The organism is Elusimicrobiota bacterium (assembly GCA_026388095.1).
Classification (GTDB): Bacteria; Elusimicrobiota; Elusimicrobia; order UBA1565; family UBA9628; genus UBA9628.
On the sequence record JAPLKL010000064.1, the window covers coordinates 34,397 to 54,007 of the forward strand.

The window sequence follows — 19,611 nt, forward strand, 5'->3', positions numbered from 1 at the left end:
TCCGATGCGCCTGCTGCTCGTCGAGTTCTTCCCGAAGGCCCTGCGCTACGGCGAGAACACCATGCTCTTCCCGTTCCTCAAGGGCCTGGCCCGCGCCGGCGGCTTCCAGACGTCCTGGCTCTGCTTCGCAGGCGCGCTCGCGCCGGCCTCGGGCAAGCCGTCCGGACGGACCAGCCAGGCCCGCCTGAGCCCGGCGGACCTGCGCGTCCTCTCCGCCCATTTGGGCCGGTTCCGCCCTTCCCACGTGGTGTCCAGCGAGGTCCTGGCCCCCGAGGTGAAGGCCGTCCTGCGCGACCGGACGCCGCCGCCCAAGCTCCTGGTGATGCCCATGCTGCAGGAGGCGGCCCGGGGCGCGCCTGCCGGCACCGAGATGGGACGGCATCTGGCCCTGGTCTCGGGCGACCCGCGGCGCCGCGACTACTTCGGCCGGTGCGCCTGGTTCCTCGACTGGCTGGGCGTCGCGGCTCCGGCGCTGGCCCGCAAGTACCTGGTCGTGGGAGCCCGCCCCGACTACGCCGCCCTGCTGGCCAACCCCGAGGCGCGCAGCGCGGCCCAGCAGATCACCATCGTCAGCGGCCGGCTCTGCGGCAACCGGCGCACGCTCGCGCGCAATCTTTGCTTCCGCGGCCTGGACGCCCGCGCGGTCCGGGAGCACCGCGGCTGCTCCTTCTGCCGCAGCCCGTCCACCCCGTCGCTGACCCCGCCCGGCAAGGACATGCTGGCGGTCGTGGAGAGCCAGCTGCGGGGCGTCCTGGACACGGCCGGGCCCGCGGGCCGGGACAAGCGCATCTTCGAGTTCTACGACTTCCAGGCCATGCGGCGCTTCGACGAGGTCTTCGCCCTCGTCCTGCGCCTGAAGATGCCGCCGTCGGTCTTCCTGTTCAACCCCAGGCTCGACGAGGTCCTGCGCGCGCGCCGCCGCATCCGCAAGACGCTGCCCGCGCTGGCCCGGGCCGGACACGAGGTGCGCTGCCTGAGCATGGGCATCGAGAACTTCTCGGAGCGCGAGAACGCGCGGCTCAACAAAGGCATCTCTTTGGCCCAGGTGGACGAGTTCCTGGCCCTGACCAAGGAATGGGACGCCTCCTATCCCGGCGTGTTCAAACCCTTCAAGGCGGGACACGACAAGGTCGAATTGGGGCTCATCCTGTTCACGCCCTGGACTACGCTCGCGGACCTGCGGCTCAACCTGGCCCGGGCGCGGGAGCGCGGCTTCCCGGAACGGGGCGACTGGCTGTACTCGACTCTGCACGTCCACTCCAACGCGCCCATCTACCTGCTGGCCCGTCGGGACGGGCTCCTGGCCGGGCGCTGGCCGGACCGGGGCATGGGCTACGGGCTCTACAAGAACCAGGGGGAGGCGGGGCCCATGGTCCCCTGGCGCTTCCAGTCGCCGCGGGTCGCCGACTTCTTCGCCCTGCTCGTGCGCCTCTGCGCCGCGGACCGGGAGGGCGCCGCCTGCCCCTTCTTCCGGGGCGACCGAGAATTCCGCCGCGTCAGCCGCTTCTACGCCAGGTCCCGCGTCACGCCTCTGGCCTTCGCCCAAGCCCTGCTGGATATCATCGGGCCCGTCAGCTGTCCACTTCCAAAGACATTCCCCTGACCACGTCGTTGGACATGCGCGCCAGGAAGGCCAAGGCGCCCTGGAAGCCCAAGAACGGCTCTTCCCTGAGGAAGTGCGTGAACTCCGAGGGGAAGCCGAACTCCATGCGCTTGCAGCCCAGCTTGAACTCGCGGAACAGGAAGCCGTTGCCCACGATGAGGTCCGCGCCTACGAACCGCTCTTGCGCGAGCTTGAGCATTTCGCCCTGCACCGGCTCGAAGGCGGCCCCGGGCCGTTTCTGCAAGGCCGTGCGCTGCGCCTCGGGCAGATGGTGCGGCCCGCCCATGAGGACCAGGCCGCTCACCTCGGCGCCCAGGTCCTCCAGCTGCTCCACGAAACCGGGGGCGTAGTGCGGGTCGCCGGCATACGCGAAGCGCCGGTGCAAGAACGAGTGCGGCACCACCCATTCCAGCTTCGGCGCGACCGCGTCGAGCTCGCGCGCGATGAAGCGGGCGGCCTGCGCTTGCCGGCCGAACTCGCGGCCGAGCTGCTCCATGAAGCGCCGGCTGGCTTCGAGCCCGAAGGGCAGCTCCGCCTCCACGAGCTTGACGCCCAGCCGCCGCGCCAGCACCTTGCCGGCCTTGCGGCCGTGCGCCAGCGAGATGACGGCCCCGGCGCGGCGGACCTTGCGGAGCTCCTCGTAGGGCCGGCCCGAGAGCCAGATCGAAGCCGTCTTGAGCCCGAGCGCGGCCAGCATGCGCTCGAGCTCCTTGAGGTTGCCCTGGTGCTCCCCTTCGTTGCGGTCCATGAGGTAGCCCACGACCGCCGCGGTATCCGGCCTGGGCGCGGCGCCGCGCAGGTCCATGCCCGCGGCCAGCGTCTCCAGGACCGCGGCGTAGCCGTCCAGCCAGTCGCCGGATATGGCCGACTTGCGCGGCAGCGCGAAATGGGGCAGGCGCAGGCCGGCCTTGGCCATGGCCTCGCGCAGCACCCTCTCGTAGTCCGTGCCCGCGATCGCGCACATGGGCATGCAGCCCAAAAAGACCGCGCCGCAGCCCGGGCTGGCGGCCAGACGCTTGAGGCCCTGGGCGATCTTCCCCTCGCAGTCCCCGGCGATGTTGAAGACGTTGACCCCGGTGTGCTGGACCCGGTGGTTGTTGTCGCAGGACAAGAGCGTGGAGAAGAGGTCGTGGCGGCCCACGATGTGCTCGCCCTTGGCGAAGATGCAGCTGGGCCCGTCGCCCAGGAAGTAGGCGTCCGGGATGGCGTTGAAGGCCAGGTAAGCGCCCTGGAGGTAGGGGATGTTGATGCGCACGCCGATCTTATTCTGCATGGGGGGCCAGGTGAGCGCCGTAGCGCTGGTAGAAACGCAAGCTGCAGACTTGGAGCAGGCGGCGGAAGGTGCGCCGCGCGCCCTCCAGGCCCATCTCGAAATCCCGGCTGGAGAACCGGGCCTTGCCGGCCCGGCTGATGCGCCAGTCGAGGAAGATGTCCGAGAACACGGCCGCAAAATCGCCGGCCTTGAGCGCCTGCTCCAGCTCCCAGGGACTGCGCACCACGCTCACGCGCGCGTGGCGCAGGGGCTCGGGGAGCCGCGGGGCCTGGCCGTGCCGGTCGTAGTAGAGCAGGTCTATGCCGAAGCCCATCTCCTTGACCATGGCGGCCAACGGGGCGCCGTGCCCGTAGCGCAGCTCCAGGAGCCTGGGCAAGGTGGCCTCCGACACCACGAAAGCCAGGCGATAGGCGGCCGCCTGCTTGCGCATGGCCTCCCAGTCGGGCAAGAAGGCCGCCATCTTCCGGCTCCAAGCGTCTTTGAAGCGCCGCTGCTTGCCCAAGGCCGCGGCGATGGCCTGCAGGCACTGCTTGGTCCTCTCAAGCCCGTAAGGAGCGGGCACGGTTATGACCTTGCGCGGCGAGGCGGCCAGAAGCTCCCGGGCCTTGCTCGGATACGAGCTGCGCTCGCAGAAGACCTGGCAGGCGGCCTTGGCCAGACCTTCCAGAGCCGGGAAGTCCACGTCCGGGAACACGCTGATATTGGTCTCGATGCCGACGCTCCTAAGGAAGGGCTTGAGCTCCTCGTCGCGCAAGCCCATGGGGAAATGAAAGAGATTCACCGCGGCCGGCCGGGCCGGGGACTTGAAGAAGCCGGGGCGGCCGAGCAAAGACTTGAGAAAGGCCCCGAAGTTGTTGTTCTCGTCGCGGTCCTTCTGGCTCCAGCTCACGCTGGTGCCTCCGATCTCCTTCTCGCAACGGCGCGCCAGGCCCTGGAAGTCCTCTCCCATGATGATGGGCGTGCACAGGTGCGTGAAGATGAGGAACTTGCCCTCGGCCGAGAGCCGCTTGGCCTCCTCCACCAGGCGGTCGGCGCGCTCGCCGGTGCCCAGGATCATGTCCCGCTCCTCAAGCTCGGTGACCAGAAGCGCGGGCGCGGTCTCGGCCTTGCCGCGGGGCAGCTCGTCGAGCCCGATCTCGGGCCAGTCCAGGAAGGTCCACTTGCGGAAGCTGCGCCGGGGCCGGGCGTAGTAGCACTCCATGTCGCAGTACTGGATGGTGACCGTGCCGGCGGCCACGCATTCCGGCACGCCCAAAATGATCTCGAAGTCCTGGTCCGCGAAGAAGTTGCGCCAGCCGGCTTCCTGGAGCCCGATGGGCTGCCCCACGCAGGGCACGCGCAGCTGGTCGCCTTCCTGGCCGGGATCGATCTCCTCGCGGAAGGATCGGGGGTCCGCCGCGATGAGGCCTAAGACCTCGGCAAGCCCTCGGCCGCCTAGCCGTTTTCGCATGACTGCCAACAGTCTCTCTGCGGCCGGCCCAGTCGGACTTTCCTCGACCTTGAGGCCGGACCGGTCGAGGACCACGGCCAGCTTCCCGAAGTCGAATCGCACATTCTCCCGGGCCTGAGCGCAGGCGCCCTTGAGCGGGATGCGCAGGAGGCGCGACAAGGAGGAAAGTGCGGCCGGTCCAGCGGTGACGTGAGGCACTGTCCGCCCAGGCGCGTTCCGTTCTGGCGTCATGGGCCGCGATGAGTCATCCACGGACTCGCCCCGGGGCAAGTCCGTGGATAAGTCCAGATCGAGCGCTTTCTTCATGGGCGAGCGCGCTTCAGCCATCCCGGTCCTCCAGCACCAGGCGCGCCACCTCTTTCGGGTCGCGCAGCGACGGGCACAGCTCGTTCGACGAGTAGTAGACGTCCATCTCGTAGAGACCGGCGCAGATCGGGTCGAGGCGGCACTGCCGGCAGCGAGCGCACTTGCCGTAGGTCCAGGAGGTCCGGTCCTGGTCCCGCAGGCCCTTCTCGTCGAGGAAGTAGATGCTGCGCGCCTCCTTCTTGACGAACTTGCGCGTCTCCGTGGAACGGTGCGGGAACTCGGACATGAAGCAGAGGGGCACGCGCTCGGCACGGAAGGTGCGGCCGACCGAATCCAGATAGGTCATGGCCTGGTGCAGGCTGACCTCGAAGTCGCGCAGGCGCGGCACCAGCTCCGGGTTGAGCGAGACCGGGTTCATGCGCGGGTCGAAATTGTTCCAGACATAGTGGCGCACGAAGGGCCAGCGCTCCACGATCCAGCGCGCCAGGAGGCAGAGCTCCGGGGCGTTCTTGCGGTTGATGGTGGTGTTGATGTCCACCCGGACGCCGAGCCGGCCCGCGTTGTCCAAGGTGCGCATGATGTTCGGCAAGGAGTCCGGGTTCTGGGAGAAGCCGGCCTGCACCTCGGCGCGGGGCGAGTGCACGGAGACGTGCATGTGCCGCAGGCCGGCCGCATGGAGGGACTTGAAGTATCTCAGGTCGGCGGTCTTCTGGCCGTTGGTGATGAGCCGCACGGGCAGGCCCTGGGACAGGGAATAGGCGATGAGCCGGGACAGGCGCGGGTTCATGGTCGGCTCTCCGCCGGTCATGATGACGCCCGCGGCCTTCTGGACCTTGAAGCGGTCGATCAGCTTCTTGGCCTCGAGCCAGGGGATGACCCGGCCGTTCTCCGGGTTGGAGCAGAACACGCACTTCTGGTTGCAGACCCGGGAGACCTGCAGATAGGCCAGCTCAGCCATGGCGGATGGGCCTCAGCTCGGAGGAGCCGAAGATCTCGAGGTAGAGCGCCCAGGTGCGCGGGCAAGCCGCGCGGGCGGCGCAGCGGCGGCAGGGAGGAGCCTCCGGCCTGCCCTCGCGGATCTGGGAGCCGAATGCGTCCTGGAGCAGCTGCAGGTCGTCCACCCGGAAGCGGTCCCACTGCGCCGCGCTCTCGCTGCCTTGGCGCAGGGCCCGCGGCAGGTGGCACCAGGGCAAGCCCTCCGTGGAGACCGACAGGCCCAAGGCAGCCGCGGCCTGCGCGGCGCGCGCCACGGCTGGACCGGCCTCGGACAGCCGCGCCAGGGGCCCCGTGACCACGTCGCGCGGCATCTGCACCGGCCGGGGGAAATTGAACTGGACGCGGCGCGCGCCGAGCTTGCGCAGCAGGGGCGCCACGGCCGCGAGCCCGTCGAGGTTGCGGCGCAGGACCGCGACGCTGGGCAGGACTTCCTTGCCCGCGGCCAGGAGGACCTTCATGCCCATCAAGGTCTCGCGGAAGGAGCCGGGCGCGCCGGATAGGCTGTCGTGGGTGTCGGCGTCCGCTCCCAGCAGAGTCACCTCCGCGGCGTCCACGGCTTTGAGCAGGCGCTCGCGCAAGCCGGGCCGCGAGAAGGCCCGGCCGCTGGTCTGGACTTGGATGAACCGGTAGCCCATGGCTCGCGCGCGCGCCGAGAACTCCTCCAAGTGCGGCCAGAGCGCGGGCTCTCCGCGCAGGAGCACGAGTTCGTCGCAGCCGGCCCGCCGGCCCTCGGCCGCGGCGCTCAGGGCGTCTGCGAGGCTCCGGGCCGGCAGGCCGCGCAGCTCCCGCATGGTGCAGTGGCCGCAGTCGCAGTCGCAGTCCGTGGTGACCCGCAGCGCCAAGCGGCGGCCGCCGGGCAGGCCGGGCGGGAGCGCCGCCATCGGACGCGGCTTTATGCGCTTGATCGCGATGAAGGGGCCGATGACCAAGGCGTCGAGGTCCATGGCGCCGAACGCCACGGCCGCGTCCCGCGGCGTGCACACGATAGGCTCGCCCTTGCGGTTGAACGAGGTGTTGAGGACCATGGGCACGCCGGTCAGGCGCTCGAACTCGGAGATGAGGCGGTGGTAGAGGGGCTGGCGCTCCCGGTGCACGGACTGCGGCCGGGTGGTGCCGTCTACGTGGAGCACGGCCGGGATGGCAGGGGCCCGGTCCTTGAGCACCGGCATTGTGAAGAGCATGAAGCGCGAGTCGAAGCCGTCTGCGAACCACTCGCCCTCCCGGCCGGCCAGGATCGAAGGCCCGAAGGGCCGCCAGGGGTGCCTGCTCTTGACCCGGTTGACCCGGTCGTGCATGCCCGCGGGACGCGGGTCCGCGAGTATGCTCCGCGCGCCCAGGGCCCGCGGGCCGAACTCCAGACGGCCTTGGAACCAGCCCAGGACTTTGCCTTCCGCGAGAAGGCCAGCGGCCTCGGCGCAGAGGTCCTTGGGCTTTCGGACATCGAGGCCCGCTTTCTCCAGGGCGGCCGCGATGTCAGCGTCGGAGAACTCCGGGCCAAGCAAGGCGTCCTCCATGACGGCGGGCCTGGACCTCGGGTCGAGGAGGGCGCAAGCCTCCAGAGCGGCGCCTAGAGCCGTGCCCGCGTCGTTGGCCGCGGGCTGGATGAACATGCCTTTCGGCTGGAAACGGTCTTTGAGGAGCTGGTTCATCCGGCAGTTCAAGGCCACGCCGCCCGACAGGCAGAGGCCTTGGGGACGGGGCCTGACGAAGCGGGCCAGGATGTTCCGCGCCACGCGCTCCAGCGCCGCCTGCAAGGAGGCGGCCAGGTCGCGATGCGCGGGCTTGAGAGGGGCGTCCTCGTGGCGGGAGAGCCGGCGCAGGTCCGAAGATACAGTTTCGCTGACGGACAGAGATTGCGGGCTCTTCCAAGAGAGGTAGCGCGCCATGGGGACGCGGGGCTTGCCCAGGCTGGCCAGCGCCATGACGATGCCCTGGCCGTGCGAGCCGAAGCCGAGCAGCCTGGTCACGGACTCGTAGACGCCTCCGATGGAGCGCCACATCAAGGAGCGCAGCTCGTAGACCTGCTTGATGCGCGAGCCCTTGGCGCGGAACACGGCCGCGGTCTCCCGCTCGCCCCGGCCGTCCATGGTCAGGACCCAGGCGTCGGTCATGCCGCTGGGCCGGTAGGCGGACGCGGCGTGGCAGAGGTGGTGGGGGATGAACATCAGCCGGCCGCTGCGCATGATGGGCAGAGGCCGTCCCGGAGGGGCGTTGACATAGGCCAAGGCGTAGCGCGCGGGCAGGCCGTTGATGGCGATGAGGTCCACGTCGTCGAGGGTGATGCCTTCCTTGGAGAGCAGGCCCCGGATGGCCCGGCGGCAGAAAGACTCCTCGATGGGATAGACGTAGGGCGGGGCGTCCGGAGGCGGCCAGCCGTAGTGGCGCACCCGCGCGAGCTTCTCCTCTTCCACGGCTCCCACGAGCCGGCCGTCCTTGAGCAGCGCGGCCGCGTGCTCCTGCATGGTCGCGACAGCGAGACCGAGGATGTAGCGGGGCTTGCGGCGCGGCCCCGGCTTGGGCAGGAGATAGGACGGCGGCTGCGGGGCGGGCAGGGCCGGCCCGGGCCGGCCCTTGAGCCTGGAGAGCCAGCCGGGCCGCAGCTTCTCCGCGCGCATAGCGCTGGTGTGCGTGTACACCGGCCGCAAAGCGTCCTGGGGACAAGCCTCCACGCACTCGAAACAGCGCAGGCAGCCCTTGGCCCCGCGCTGGGCCAGGCCCGCGGGGCAGACCACGGCGCAGAGGCCGCAGCGGGAGCAGAGCTTCGGCTCTACCGCGATCTGCGCCGGGCCGGAGGCCTTGGCGGCCACGATAGGCCGGCGCAGCACTCCCCATTCGAGTCCGTCGAGCAGGACGCGGAAACCCTTGGGTGCCGCTGCTGAATCGTCCTTGAGCGCCTCTGCCAGCCAGAGGAGTTCGGGAAGTCCTTGGGCGCTGGCGACGAAGCTCGCCGCGCGTCCCACGGGCGATGCGGTCCGGCCCCAGGCGAGGGTGAGTCTGCGCTCGTCCAAGGCGGGCTCGGTCTGCGCCTGCGGAGGCAGCTCTTGGAGGAGTATCGTCTTCAGCGGGATCCGGCGCTCGTCGCGGATGCTCTTGCCCGAGGCCTTGAGGACTCCGTGGTCTATGGGGATCCAGATGAAGCGGTCCTTGAGCCAGGCCAGAGCCGGTTCCAGCCGCGGGCCGGGCCGGGCCTCCAGCACCACCACGTCGTCGCGCAGGACCAGGCGGAACTCGGCCCGCAGGACCTCGGAGAGCCCCTTGGTCAGATAGTCGGGCGACAGCCTCGTGCCGAACGCGTCGGTGACGGGCCAGCGGAGGACGCGCGCTTCCATGTCGTTCCTATGATAGCAACTGCGGGGCGGCCTCGGGAGCGCGCCCCTTGTCCGGCCTGGGCCGGATTTGGGACACTATCCCCGCCACCGTCGGCAATGACATGACCCCTGCCCAGGACCGCCTGCGCGACCTCCTCACCATCGTCGAGAAAGGCCGCTACGAGGGGGCGGCGGAGCGGGCCGTCCTGGCCCATCTGGGCCGCTGCGCCGCCCCCGAAGACGCGCAGCTCGACTGGCGTCGGCTCTTCTCGGCGCTGGTCTGCGCGCGCCGCTACGCCGCGGCGTTCCGTCTCGGGGAGTTCGTCCTCGACCGGCCCTGGGGCGCGGCGGCCTCCCACGCCTTCCGCTGGCCCTGGTGGCTGCTCAAGGGGGGCTCAGTCAACGACCGGACGTTCTGCTCCCGCGAGCTGGCGCGGCTGCGCCGCGCGCCCCCCGGCGCGCGCACCGGGCCGTGGGCAGCGTACCTGCGCGCCCTGCTCTCCTTCAACCTCGGGCGCCCTGCGGACACGCTGGCCGAGTCCCGACGCGTCGCGGCCGTTGACCCCGGCCGCTACGCCTGGATGCGGCAGGCCTTCGTCCAGCTCAAGCTCGAAGCCGGGGACTTCGCCGCGGCGCGCGGACTCTGCCGCGGGATCCTGCGCCGCTTCCCGGAGCACTGGTGGGCGCGCTGCCGGCTGGCCCAGGTCCATCTGCTCGAAAGGGACCGCACCTCCGGCTGGCGGCAGTTCCGGCGCGCCGAGGCTGGCGCCGCCGCCGAGGACCTCGGGGACGTCCTCACCGCGCACGCCGAGGCCCTGCTCTGGCTCGGCCGCTACCGCGCGGCGCTGGCCAAGCTCGACGAGGCTTGGCGCCGGGGCAGCCGCTCCTTCGTCCTGCGCTGCCGCGGCGCCGCGCGGCTCAAGCTCGGCGAGCCCCGCCAAGCCCTGCGCGACCTCGACGCCGCTATCGCGGCCGATCCCAGGGACTTTGAGGCCTACATCTGGCGGGGGGCGGCCAACCGGGTCCTCGGCCGGCACGCCCGGGCGCTGCGCGACCTCGACGTGTTCGTCGCCTTCGCCCCCGACTGCCTCCTGGGGCGGCTGGAGCGCGCCCTGGCCAGGCTCGACGCCGGCGACGCCCCGGGCGCGGCCGCGGACCTGCGCGCGGTGCGCCGCCGCGACTGGGACCTGCTCGGCGCCAGGCTCGGGCCCGCGCGGCCGCGAGATCGGCGAGGCGGACGCCTGCGCCGCTACCTGCTGCGCGCGCTGGACCTGGCGCGGGGCGTGCGCAGCCATGAGCCCTACCTCAGAGCGCTTTGGCTGCGCGGGGCCCGACGGAAGACGCGGGTCTGGAAGGCCGGCCGGGCGCTCTCGAAGTCCGTCTTGCGCGCGGGCGAGCGATAGCTCGCCCGCAACCGACGCACGGAAGCGGGGCGGAAGAAGCGCGTCGTCAGGTCGAGCGGAAGATGGCGCCTTCGGCGCGACTGGCCCAGACAGGCTGCGCCTGTCCGGGCCAGTTCAAGGACGGACTGCAGCCGGCTACAAATCGCAGAATCGACTGTGTCCGGACATAGTCCTTACGGACTCGCCATGCAGCTGTGGCTATCCTTCGGGTTTCCCGACACCCTACCGCCGGACGCTCACGCGATAGCGCAGAAGTGTCTGCCGAACAGCCTCTGCATGACCTCGCACCCTCTAGGGCACCGCGAGCACGACGCGCAGCCCGACGGACGCGACCGGCGGACCGCGTCCAGCTCCGGGCTGTACCGCGCGTCGCGCAGGGCTCGCGAGCGGACGTTGCCGAAGGTCCAGGCCGGGACCAGCGTGCAGGCCAGCAGCTCGCCCGCGGGCATGACCACGAGCTGGTCGACGCCCGCCGGACAGCCGCGCCACGGCCTGCCCTGCCGGATCGGGTGGAAGTAGCCGAACCAGCAGTTCGGGCCCAGCTCGACCTTGAAGCCGAAGCGCTGCTGCGCCAGGCGCACGAAGCCGGCGATGGTCTTGAGCCCCGCCTCTCCCACGAAGCCCTCGGGGGCCATCCGGCCGAGCGGCAGGCAGGGCTGGATGAACCACTCCTGCACGCCGAGGCTGCGGTTGATCTCCGCGATGCGCTCGAGCTCGCCGAGGTTGGACCGGTCCACCGCCGTCAGCACGCTCATGCGCCGCCGCGTGCGCGCGCCCAGGACCTCGACGGCCTTGTCGAACGACCCGGCCCCGCGGCGTGCGTCATGAGCCTGGCGCCCGCCGTCGAGGCTCACCGTGATGGAGAGTTCGCCCCCGCGCAGCGCGGCCGCCGCGTCGACGAGCCTGCGGCCCAGGAAGCCGTTGGTGATGACGGTCGTGCGGGGGAAGCGCGCCAGCGCGCAGGCCAGGAGCTCCTCCCAGTCCGGCCGGAGCGTGAACTCGCCGCCGCTGATGCACAGGTCCCGGACGCCGAGCTCGGCGAGTTCTCCCAGGAGCTTGAGCGACTCGCGGGTGTCGAGCTCGCCCGCGGCCTTGCGCCCGGCCCCCGCGAGGCAGTGCGCGCAGCGCAGGTTGCAGCGCAGGGTCGCTATCCACTCCGCTTTGGACGGAGGCGACACGCGCCGCGCGGACGCGCGGGCCTTGCGGACGCCAGCCTTCCGGAGAGGTCGGTTCAGAAGAGCTGGGCGTGACGGATCGTGTTGGCCATGGAGTTGACGAAGGCCACGCAGCCGTTGAAGCCGAGGAACGGATAGGGCGCCAGGGCGTGAGTGAAGTACGAGGGGTAGCCGAACTCGCAGACCGGCATGCGCGGCAGCCTGGTGCCGATGTTGCAGGCGACGAGCAGGTCCAACCCCGCCTCGTGCTGCTCCTGGGCCAGCCGCTTGAGCACCGCCTTCTGCTTCGGGTCGAACTCGGGGACGGGATCCTCGACGGCTTCGCTCCGAGGCCACTGCGACGCCAATCCGGTCAGGAAGGCGAAGCTGAGCCGCGCGCCGAGCATCCGCGCGATATCCTTGAGCCCGGCCAGGTGATTGGGGTCGCCCACGAACCCGATGGCCGCGTCCTGGAACACGAAGGGGATCACCCACTCGAGCAAAGGGGCGGTCCGGGACAGCTCGGCTTCGATGAGGCGCTCGGCCTTGGCCTGCCGGCCCGAAGCCTTCCCCACGTCACGGAGGAACTGCTCGGTCGCCGAGAAGCCGAAGGGCAGGCAGGTCTCGACCAGCGGCACCTTGAGCCTTTCGGCCAGGACGCGGGCCGCCTTGCGCCCATAGGGCAAAGACACGATCAAGCCGGCGTTCTTGACCCGGGACAGGTCCGCGAGCTTCTGCCCGCTCAGCCAGACCGTCTCGAGCTTCAAGCCCAGGGCGCCCAGGTACCGGCGCAGCTCGGCCAGGTTCCCGGAATGATCGCCCTCATGACGGTCGAAGAGGTAGCCGACCACGGCCACCTTGTCCTTGGCCGGGGCCGGCGCTTTCAGGTCCAGTCCCTGGGCCAGGGCCAGCAGCGTCTCTTCGTAGCCGCCCAGCCAGCTGCTCCTCAGGGATTTGGCCGGGATGAAGAAGAGCTTCTTGGCGGTGCTCTCCCGAGCCTCGCGCAGGATGCGCGGGTAATCCTCGCCGGCGCAGGCGGCCATGGGACGGGCGGTGACGAAGATCCCCCCGGAACCCTTCCACTTGGCCAGGGTCTCGATCTGGGAGAGCATCACCTTGCGGCGGGAGAAGACCACGGTGTCGGGATGGGCGCCGGTGGTGACGCAGCGCTGCTGCCCGGCCACGGTGCTCAGCGTGGAGAACCAATCGTGGTTGCCCTGGATGGCCGGAGTCTTCAGCGGGAAGCAGGGCGGACTGTCCATCAGGATGACGGCATCGGGGATGGCGTTGATCGCCAGGTACGCCCCGAGCAGATAGGGCGGGGTGATGACGCTGCTGTAATCCTCTTCCTTGATCGGGGTCCGAGCTGCGGCGTCCGGGAGTGTTTTCATGGTCATTGTCCTCAGAAGGCCTTGGCCATCCAGCGGGGTTCGCCATTTTTGTCCCTTTGCAGGAACCGGCCGTATCGGCGATAGTACCCGGTCTCGCACGCCTGGATGAGGCGCTCGACGGTCCGGATCGCGCCGTCGAATCCGGCCTCGAAGTGCTGCAGGGAGAAGATGGCCTTCCCGGCGCTCGTGACCCGCCAGTCGAAGAAGTAGTTCGAGAAGACGGCCCGGCACTTGCTCGCGCAGAGGCATCTCATCATCGACTCGAACGAATTGAAGCGTGAATAGGAGACCCGGGCGCTCTTCTTGAGACGGGTCTCCAGCACGGCCCGGGCCTTGGCCGCGGACTGCTCGTTGGCTGAGTGTATGAAGATCTCCAGGCCGAAGCCCATCTCCTGCAGAGCCGAGAGGACCGGCACGCCGTAGGTGTAGGCGGAGTCCACGAACTGCTCCGCCTCCGAGTCGCGCACCACGATGCCCAAAGTATAGGACCCGGCCCGCTTCGCCAGCTCTCTCCAGCGCTCCTGCCGGCCGGCCATGACCGCGGCCAAAGACGCTTTCAGCCTCGCGGTCTTGCCGGTCTTCTCGGCCAGGAGCGCCAGCCAGCGTTTCGTCCCTTCCCAGCCGTAAGGCGCGTCGGGGGCGATGGCGAGCGGGACGCGGGAATCCTGGACGAGCTGCTCGTAGTAGCTCTGGAAATCGGTGTTCGGGAGCATGACGCTGAGGCCCCCCTGCTCGAAGCGGGTGATGGCCCCCACGTCGATGGTGGGCAGCAGCAGCCCGTTGACCTCGATGCCCAGAGCCTTCAAGCTCGCGAGGAGGTCGGCGGTCATCATCCCGGTGTAGCCGACCAGGTTCACGGGGCGCGAGCCGGCGGCGCCGGAGCGCTTGGTCTTCAAGCGCAGGTCGACCAGGAGCTCGCGGAAGAAATCCTTCAGGTTCTGGTTGTCCCCGCCCCGGAAGTAGAGGACGGGCATGTTGTGCTTCTTCTTGTAGTGTTCATACACGCGCTGGAGGTTGGAGCCGGTCACCACGCTGACGCAGGCATGGAAGAAGATGACCACTCCCGGCTTCTGGCGGAACGCGTAGTCGCAGACCGCCCGCTCCTTGGCGTCCGAGCCGGCGATGACGTCCTGCTCGCGCAGGTCGGAGAAGTAGAACTTGAGGTTGTCCGGGGTCGGCTCGGTGTACCGGGCGGGGGCGTCGGCCGGGCGGCGCCGGTCGCGCAGATGGTTGTCCCAGGGCGCGTTGATGACCATGACCATGGAGAGGCCCAGGTGGGGCAGCCCGAAGCATTCGCGGTCGCCGAGCTGGATGAGGGTGACCGGGTTGAACCCCCAGAGAGAGATGATCTTCTGGCACAGGATGTCCTCTCGGGCTAGGAAGTTGCTGAAATCGGGGCCGGCAACGGGCTGGAGCTTGGCCTGCGCCGGCTTCTTGGCGGGGCGCAGCACGGGTTTCGGAGCCTTGGGAGAAGGGTCGCTCCAGGTGTCCGGGTCGTTGTCCATGACCTGCTCGAGGACCTGGAAGGTGAGCTTGCCGAAACGCGAGGGAACGCTCTGCTGGAGGATCTTCTCGAATTGCGAAGGGATGGGCGATTCCCCGGCCTTGAAGCTCAGGGCCAGATGCAGCGAGCTGAGGTAGGCTTGCCGCATCTGCTGCCTCGACGCGATCGCCAGGCGGAGGTCCTGCCCGTCGCGGGGCTTCACCGCGACCTCGAATTCCTTCCCGCCCAGATCCACCGCCCGGACCTGGTAGTCGTCCGCGCGGTCGAGCCCGAGCAGGCCGGCGAAGTAGGTGCGGCTGCGTTCCCCGCCGTGCCGCCGCAGCGTCGTGTTGGTATCGGTCATGGTTTCACCTCTGTGCAGACGCTATTCTAGGTCCGTTATTCTAGGTAATAGATATTCTCCGAGGCAAGCAGCGTAGTCCTAACCCTGGAGATAGCACACCCCGAACCCGCCCTTGGGCCAAGCCCAGCGCACGGCGCCCGGCGCGCACACGACGCGGCAGGCCCCGCACTCCATGCAGCTCTCGGTCGAGACGCTGACCTGCCCGGACTTCTCGTCGCGCTTGAAGTTCCCCGCCGGGCAGCAGGCCAGGCAGGCATAACCGACGGGGCAGCGCGCGCACACGGCCTCGTCGAGGCTGATGTGCGGCTCCGGGGCCTTGACGAAGGTCACCCGGGAGAGCTTCTCGTCTATGGGCTCGGCCTTCATCCTTTCCCCTTGAGCCGCAGCGCCTTCAGCCAGTCCCAGCCGCCGCGCAGCGAAGGCTGGAGCACCCCCCGCATGAGCGGCACCAGAGGGAAGCCGCAGGCCTCCAGGACGTCGAGGAGGTCGCGCCGCAGCTCCGCGGGCTTGGCGGCGCGGTTCCAGGCGCGCAGGATGTCCCGCTCCACCTCCTCCTTGGGCTTCTCCGAGATGGTGAAATGCTCGACCAAGGACTCGACCACGCGCCGCGGGTAGCGCTTGATGAGCTCCGGACAGCGCTCCAGGAGGTCGGCCAGGCGCGCGTATTTCCTGACGTCCTTGAGCACGAAGCCCGCGGCCAGGCGGGCCGGGTAGCCGGCCAGGCCCGCGCGGCTCGCGTCCCCGGAGCGCACCGCCTCGACGGCCGTCTCGCCCGCGGCCAGGCCGGAGGCCGTGGCCAGGTTGGTGAGCTCCTTGTAATGCGACATGTTGGCCAGGCGCGCGGCGTCCCCGGCCAGGAGCAGGCCGTCATGGACCAGCTCGGGCATGTCCCGGCCGCTGCTGGTGGGCAGCAGGTGCGCGCAATACTCCACCGGAACCGCCCCGCGGATGAGGCGGCGCACCGAGGGGTGCGCCTTGAACCGGTCGAGCAGCTCGTGCGGCCGCAGGGAAGACCGCGACAGGTGCGAGAGGCTCATGGCCAGGCCCACGGAGAGGCTGTCCTTGTTGGTGTAGATGAAGCCGGAGCCGAAGCCGTCCTGGACCGGGTCGCCGAAGAACTCGAAAGCCTTCCCCTCCCCCCCTTCGAGGGCGAAGCGGTCCTCCAATAGGCCCCGGTCGAGGCTCAGGATCTCCTTGACCCCCAGCATGGCCTGGTCCGGGGTGGTGCGGGGGCGCAGGCCTTCTTCTTCGGCGAGCAAGGCGTTGGCCCCCTCGGCCAGGATGACCACCCGGCCGAAGAGCTCTCCCCCCTCGCGTCCGCAGCGCACCCCGGTCACGGCGCGGCCTTCGTGGAGCAGGGCCTCCACCGTCGTGGCCAGCACGACCTCGGCCCCGGCCTGCCTCGCCTGGTCGAGCAGCCACGGGTCGAAGGCCGTGCGCCGGACCGTGTAGCTGTGGTTGTAGTCCGGCGGCGCGTTGAACTCCTCGGCGCGGAGCTCCAAGGAGGCCTGCGCCGTCGCGGTCAAGAACCCCAAGGTCTTGGACACGACATGGCGCTCGACCGGCGCTTGGGCGGAAAAGCCGGGCAGCAGGCGCTCCAGCACCGGGGAATAGAGGATGCCTCCGATGACGTTCTTGGACCCCGCCCGGCGGCCCCGGTCGATGACCGCCACCTTGAGGCCCTGGCGGGCCGCGGTCAGGGCCGCGCTGCAGCCGGCCAGGCCGGCGCCCACCACCACCACGTCGAAGGCAAGGCTCATCGGGAGGCCCTGCGGCGCACGGCCTCGGTCAGGCGGGGCACGAGCTCGAAGAGGTCGCCCACGATGCCCGCGTCCGCGCAGCGGAAGATCGGGGCCTGCGGGTCCGTGTTGATGGCCGCGATGAAGCGGGAGTCCCGTATCCCCGCGCGATGCTGCATGGCGCCGGAGATGCCGCAGGCGAGGTAGAGCTTGGGGCAGACCACCGTGCCGGTCTGGCCCACCTGGCGCTCGGGAGGCATCCAGCCCGCGTCCACCGCGGCCCGGGACGCGCCGACCGTGCCGCCCAAAGCCTCGGCCAGCTCGCGCAGCATGGCGAAGGGCCGGCTGCCGCCCAGCCCGCGGCCTCCGGACACCACGACCGAGGCTTCGGCCAGGGGCGGCTCTCCTTTCCGGGCCTCGATGACCTGCGCCAGTCGGCAGCACAGGGCGCCGAGGGGCTGGAGCTTGCGCACCTCGCACTCGGCGGGGCGGCCGCCGGCGCGGACAGCGATGGGGAAGAGGTGCGGCCGCAAGGTCAGCACCCAGGGCCGGCGCGGCCCGAGCTCCACTTCCTCGCACAGCCGTCCGCCGTAGACCGAGCGCGTGACGCGCAGCATCCCGGATTCAGCCAGCTGCCAGCCCGTTATGGAGCTGGCCATGTCCGCGCCCAGCCGGGCGGCCAGGCGCGCGGCGCGCTCCTGGCCCCAGGGCGTGGCGGCCGCCAGGACGGCCAGGGGCTTTTCCTCGCGCGCCGCGGGCTCGAGCGCGTCGGCGAACGCGAAGGCCCCGGAGCGGGCCAGCCCGGCGCTTGAGCAGACCAAAAGCCGGCTGGCGCCGCAGCGCCCGAGCAAAGCGGCGGCGGAGACGGCTTCTTCCTCCAGAGCCACGGCCCAGGCCTGTGCGCCCAGGCGGCCGGCCAAGGCCGCGGCCTGCCCGACCGCCTCCAGAGAGGCCGGGCTCGGCCGGCCTGCGCTCAACTCCAGGACCGCCCAGACCGAGCTCATGCCTCGTCCCAGGACACGGCCTTGAAGATCTCTCCGAGCAAGGACTCGGCGGCGCCGGGCCCGGCCGGTATCATCTTCCGCGCGCGCTCCTCGCTCGGCGGCCAAAGGCGCAGCCGCCGCGGCCTTGCCGCGCCGGCCGGCGCGGCCGCCGCGGCCCGGGCCACGGGCTTGGACTTGACGGCGAAGATGTCGGCCATGGAGGGATAGCGCGGCAGCTCCGGCCCGCGCACGAAAGAGACCAGGCAGGGCAAAGAGCAGGTCACTACATGCGTGCCGCCGCTGCGCCGGCAGCGCAGGCGCAGGCCGCGGCGTCCGGGCTCCCACTGCGCGGTTTCCACGCCGCAGACCTGCGGCCAGCCCAGAGCCTCGGCCACGAAGGCGCCGACCTGCGCCGCCTCGTCATCGACCGCGCGCTCGCCGCAGCAGACCAGGTCCGCGGACAGCGACCGGACCAGCGCGGCCAGAGCGGGGGCGGCCGGCAAGCCGCAGATGACGGCCCGGTCCGCGCCCATGGCCAGGCCGTGGAACACGGTCTCGTCTGCGGGCTCGTCGCTGGCGGTCAGGAGGATCACCTCCCCCTTTCCGGCCGCCTCGCGCAGGCGCAGGGCGGCCTCCAGAGCGAACTCGTCGTAGGGGTTGGCCACCGGCAGGTAGCCCGAGCCGCGGGGCTCCAGGCCTCCCGGGGAGACCTGGAGCCGCACCGAGGTGTCGGGGACCTGCTTTAGGAGGACACAGGCGCGCATTCCCGGCCCTTGGCCTTGCGGGGCGCCCCGGCGACGTCATGGCCGGCGTCGCTGTCGAACCCGTGCATGGCCTTGACGAACTCCTGGCGCAGGTTCTGCGCCAGGGCCATGGGCTGGTAGCTCGCGTGAGCCATGATCCCGTGCAGGCGCCGGCGCTGCATGCCCATGTTTCCGGCGTCGTAGATGGGGAAGCACAGGGCGTCGCGCATGTGCTTCTCCAGCGGGTAATCCTTGATGTAGCTGTTGATCCCCATCAGGCGCATGGCGTCGCTGATGACCTCGATGGAGAGCTCCCCGCAGTAGATCTTGGAGAGGGCGCCGGCCTCCATGCCGTCGCAGTCGTACTGGTCCAGATAGTGGGCCGCGCGCCAGGAGAGGTAGCGGGCCGCCTCGATGCGCATCTTCATGTTGGCGAGGAGATAGCCCACGTTCTGGTGCTGGAGGATGGGGTGCCGGCCGCCCGCCGTGTAGCTGCGGGCCCAGTCCAGGGCCGTGTCGAAGGCCGCGCGCATGACGCCCACGGCCGCGATGCCGGCCACCGGGCCGGACCAGGTGAAGGCCTTGGTGATGGCCAGGTCCCCGTTGCCCTTGGTCCCCTCGATGAGGTTCTCGGCCGGCACGCGGCAGTTCTCGAAGATGATGCGGGGCTGCACGGTGAGGCGGTGCCCCAGCTTGTCCAGGATGCTCTCCACGCGGAAGCCCTTGCTCCCCCGGGGGACGATGAAGCAGGACAGCCCCTCCTTGCCGCCCTTGGAGCGGTCGGTCCTGGCCACCACGATGTTGATGTCCGCGCCCTTCTGGTCCCAGCCCGTGGCGTTCGAGTTCCACATCTTGCGGCCGTTGAGCACGTACTCGTCCCGGGCCTTGTCGTAGTCCGCGGTGACCTGGATGCCGCAGGGGTGCGCGCCCGGATGGTCGAAGCCGGCCGTGCCTTCCGGCTCGCTGACCACCCAGCCCACGATGAAATCCTTCTGCGGGTCCGAGGTCGCCATGGTCAGCCACTTCTTCTTCTGCTTCTCGCTGCCCCACCAGATGAGCGGCATGAGGCCCAGGCCGTTGACCAGCAAGGTGCAGCCGAAGCCCGGGTCCACGGCGCAGATCTCCTCGCTGGCGATCTGGCTGTCCAGGTTGCTGGCTCCGGCGCCGCCGTATTCCTTGGGGACGAAGGAGAAGGCCAGCCCCAGCTCGTAAGCCTTCTCATAGGCCTTCTTGGTCATGAGGAATCCCTTCCAGGGGTCGGTGCAGGCATCGGCCTCTTGGACGATGGGCTTGAGCACCTTCTGGGCGAAATTGCGCACCGTCTTCTGCAGTTCCTTCTGTTCCTTGGTGAGCGTGAAATCGATAGCCATGTTATCTCCTCCCGGGGACGGGCACGAAGATTGTACCGGTCTGGC

13 protein-coding genes and 1 pseudogene are annotated in these 19,611 nt (G+C 70.1%); 2 read left to right on the top strand and 12 right to left on the bottom strand.

All coding sequences use genetic code 11. The features are described from left to right. The first annotated feature begins 4 nt into the window (after window positions 1-4). On the top strand, window positions 5-1,603 hold the full coding sequence (locus NTY77_15840; protein ID MCX5796964.1) for a hypothetical protein: 1,599 nt from the start codon (window positions 5-7) through the stop codon (window positions 1,601-1,603). Here NTY77_15840 and NTY77_15845 read toward each other — a convergent pair. The 4 genes from NTY77_15845 to NTY77_15860 are packed head-to-tail and all read right to left on the bottom strand — an operon-like array spanning window position 1,572 to window position 8,957. Continuing rightward, entirely contained in the window at window positions 1,572-2,876 is a 1,305-nt protein-coding gene (locus tag NTY77_15845; GenBank protein MCX5796965.1) for a hypothetical protein, read from the bottom strand. The two genes, NTY77_15840 and NTY77_15845, sit on opposite strands and share 32 nt — an antisense overlap. Next, window positions 2,866-4,653 (bottom strand): hypothetical protein, encoded by a 1,788-nt coding sequence (locus tag NTY77_15850; protein MCX5796966.1) that lies wholly within the window; start codon window positions 4,651-4,653, stop codon window positions 2,866-2,868. Before NTY77_15850 ends, NTY77_15845 begins: the two co-directional genes overlap by 11 nt. Further along, entirely contained in the window at window positions 4,646-5,590 is a 945-nt protein-coding gene (locus NTY77_15855; protein ID MCX5796967.1) for a radical SAM protein, read from the bottom strand. The genes NTY77_15850 and NTY77_15855 overlap by 8 nt, the downstream gene beginning before the upstream one ends. After that, window positions 5,583-8,957, bottom strand: a complete 3,375-nt coding sequence (locus NTY77_15860) for a radical SAM protein (GenBank protein MCX5796968.1) — start codon at window positions 8,955-8,957, stop codon at window positions 5,583-5,585. Before NTY77_15860 ends, NTY77_15855 begins: the two co-directional genes overlap by 8 nt. A gap of 101 nt (window positions 8,958-9,058) precedes the next feature. Between NTY77_15860 and NTY77_15865 the strand changes: the two genes are divergently transcribed. Beyond that, entirely contained in the window at window positions 9,059-10,339 is a 1,281-nt protein-coding gene (locus tag NTY77_15865) for a hypothetical protein (protein MCX5796969.1), read from the top strand. 236 nt (window positions 10,340-10,575) lie between these two features. Here NTY77_15865 and NTY77_15870 read toward each other — a convergent pair whose 3' ends face one another. The 8 genes and pseudogenes from NTY77_15870 to NTY77_15905 all read right to left on the bottom strand — a co-directional run bounded on the left by NTY77_15870 (window position 10,576) and on the right by NTY77_15905 (window position 19,566). Further along, a complete protein-coding gene (locus NTY77_15870; GenBank protein ID MCX5796970.1) occupies window positions 10,576-11,517 on the bottom strand; it encodes a radical SAM protein in 942 nt (313 codons plus the stop codon). Window positions 11,518-11,570: 53 nt separating this feature from the next. Beyond that, a complete protein-coding gene (locus tag NTY77_15875; GenBank protein ID MCX5796971.1) occupies window positions 11,571-12,884 on the bottom strand; it encodes a hypothetical protein in 1,314 nt (437 codons plus the stop codon). Window positions 12,885-12,895: 11 nt separating this feature from the next. Continuing rightward, complete coding sequence (locus tag NTY77_15880; protein MCX5796972.1) at window positions 12,896-14,731, bottom strand: hypothetical protein; 1,836 nt, start codon at window positions 14,729-14,731, stop codon at window positions 12,896-12,898. Between the two features lie 78 nt (window positions 14,732-14,809). After that, the gene (locus tag NTY77_15885) at window positions 14,810-15,097 is read right to left on the bottom strand and encodes a ferredoxin family protein (protein MCX5796973.1); all 288 of its coding nucleotides are present in this window, start codon (window positions 15,095-15,097) and stop codon (window positions 14,810-14,812) included. Then, window positions 15,094-16,488: pseudogene (locus NTY77_15890) on the bottom strand (FAD-dependent oxidoreductase). The gene NTY77_15885 and the pseudogene NTY77_15890 overlap by 4 nt, the downstream one beginning before the upstream one ends. After that, a complete protein-coding gene (locus NTY77_15895) occupies window positions 16,488-17,474 on the bottom strand; it encodes an electron transfer flavoprotein subunit alpha/FixB family protein (GenBank protein MCX5796974.1) in 987 nt (328 codons plus the stop codon). Before NTY77_15895 ends, NTY77_15890 begins: the two are co-directional and overlap by 1 nt. After that, entirely contained in the window at window positions 17,471-18,217 is a 747-nt protein-coding gene (locus NTY77_15900; protein MCX5796975.1) for an electron transfer flavoprotein subunit beta, read from the bottom strand. Before NTY77_15900 ends, NTY77_15895 begins: the two co-directional genes overlap by 4 nt. Then, entirely contained in the window at window positions 18,196-19,566 is a 1,371-nt protein-coding gene (locus NTY77_15905) for an acyl-CoA/acyl-ACP dehydrogenase (protein ID MCX5796976.1), read from the bottom strand. Before NTY77_15905 ends, NTY77_15900 begins: the two co-directional genes overlap by 22 nt. Window positions 19,567-19,611 lie beyond the last annotated feature (45 nt).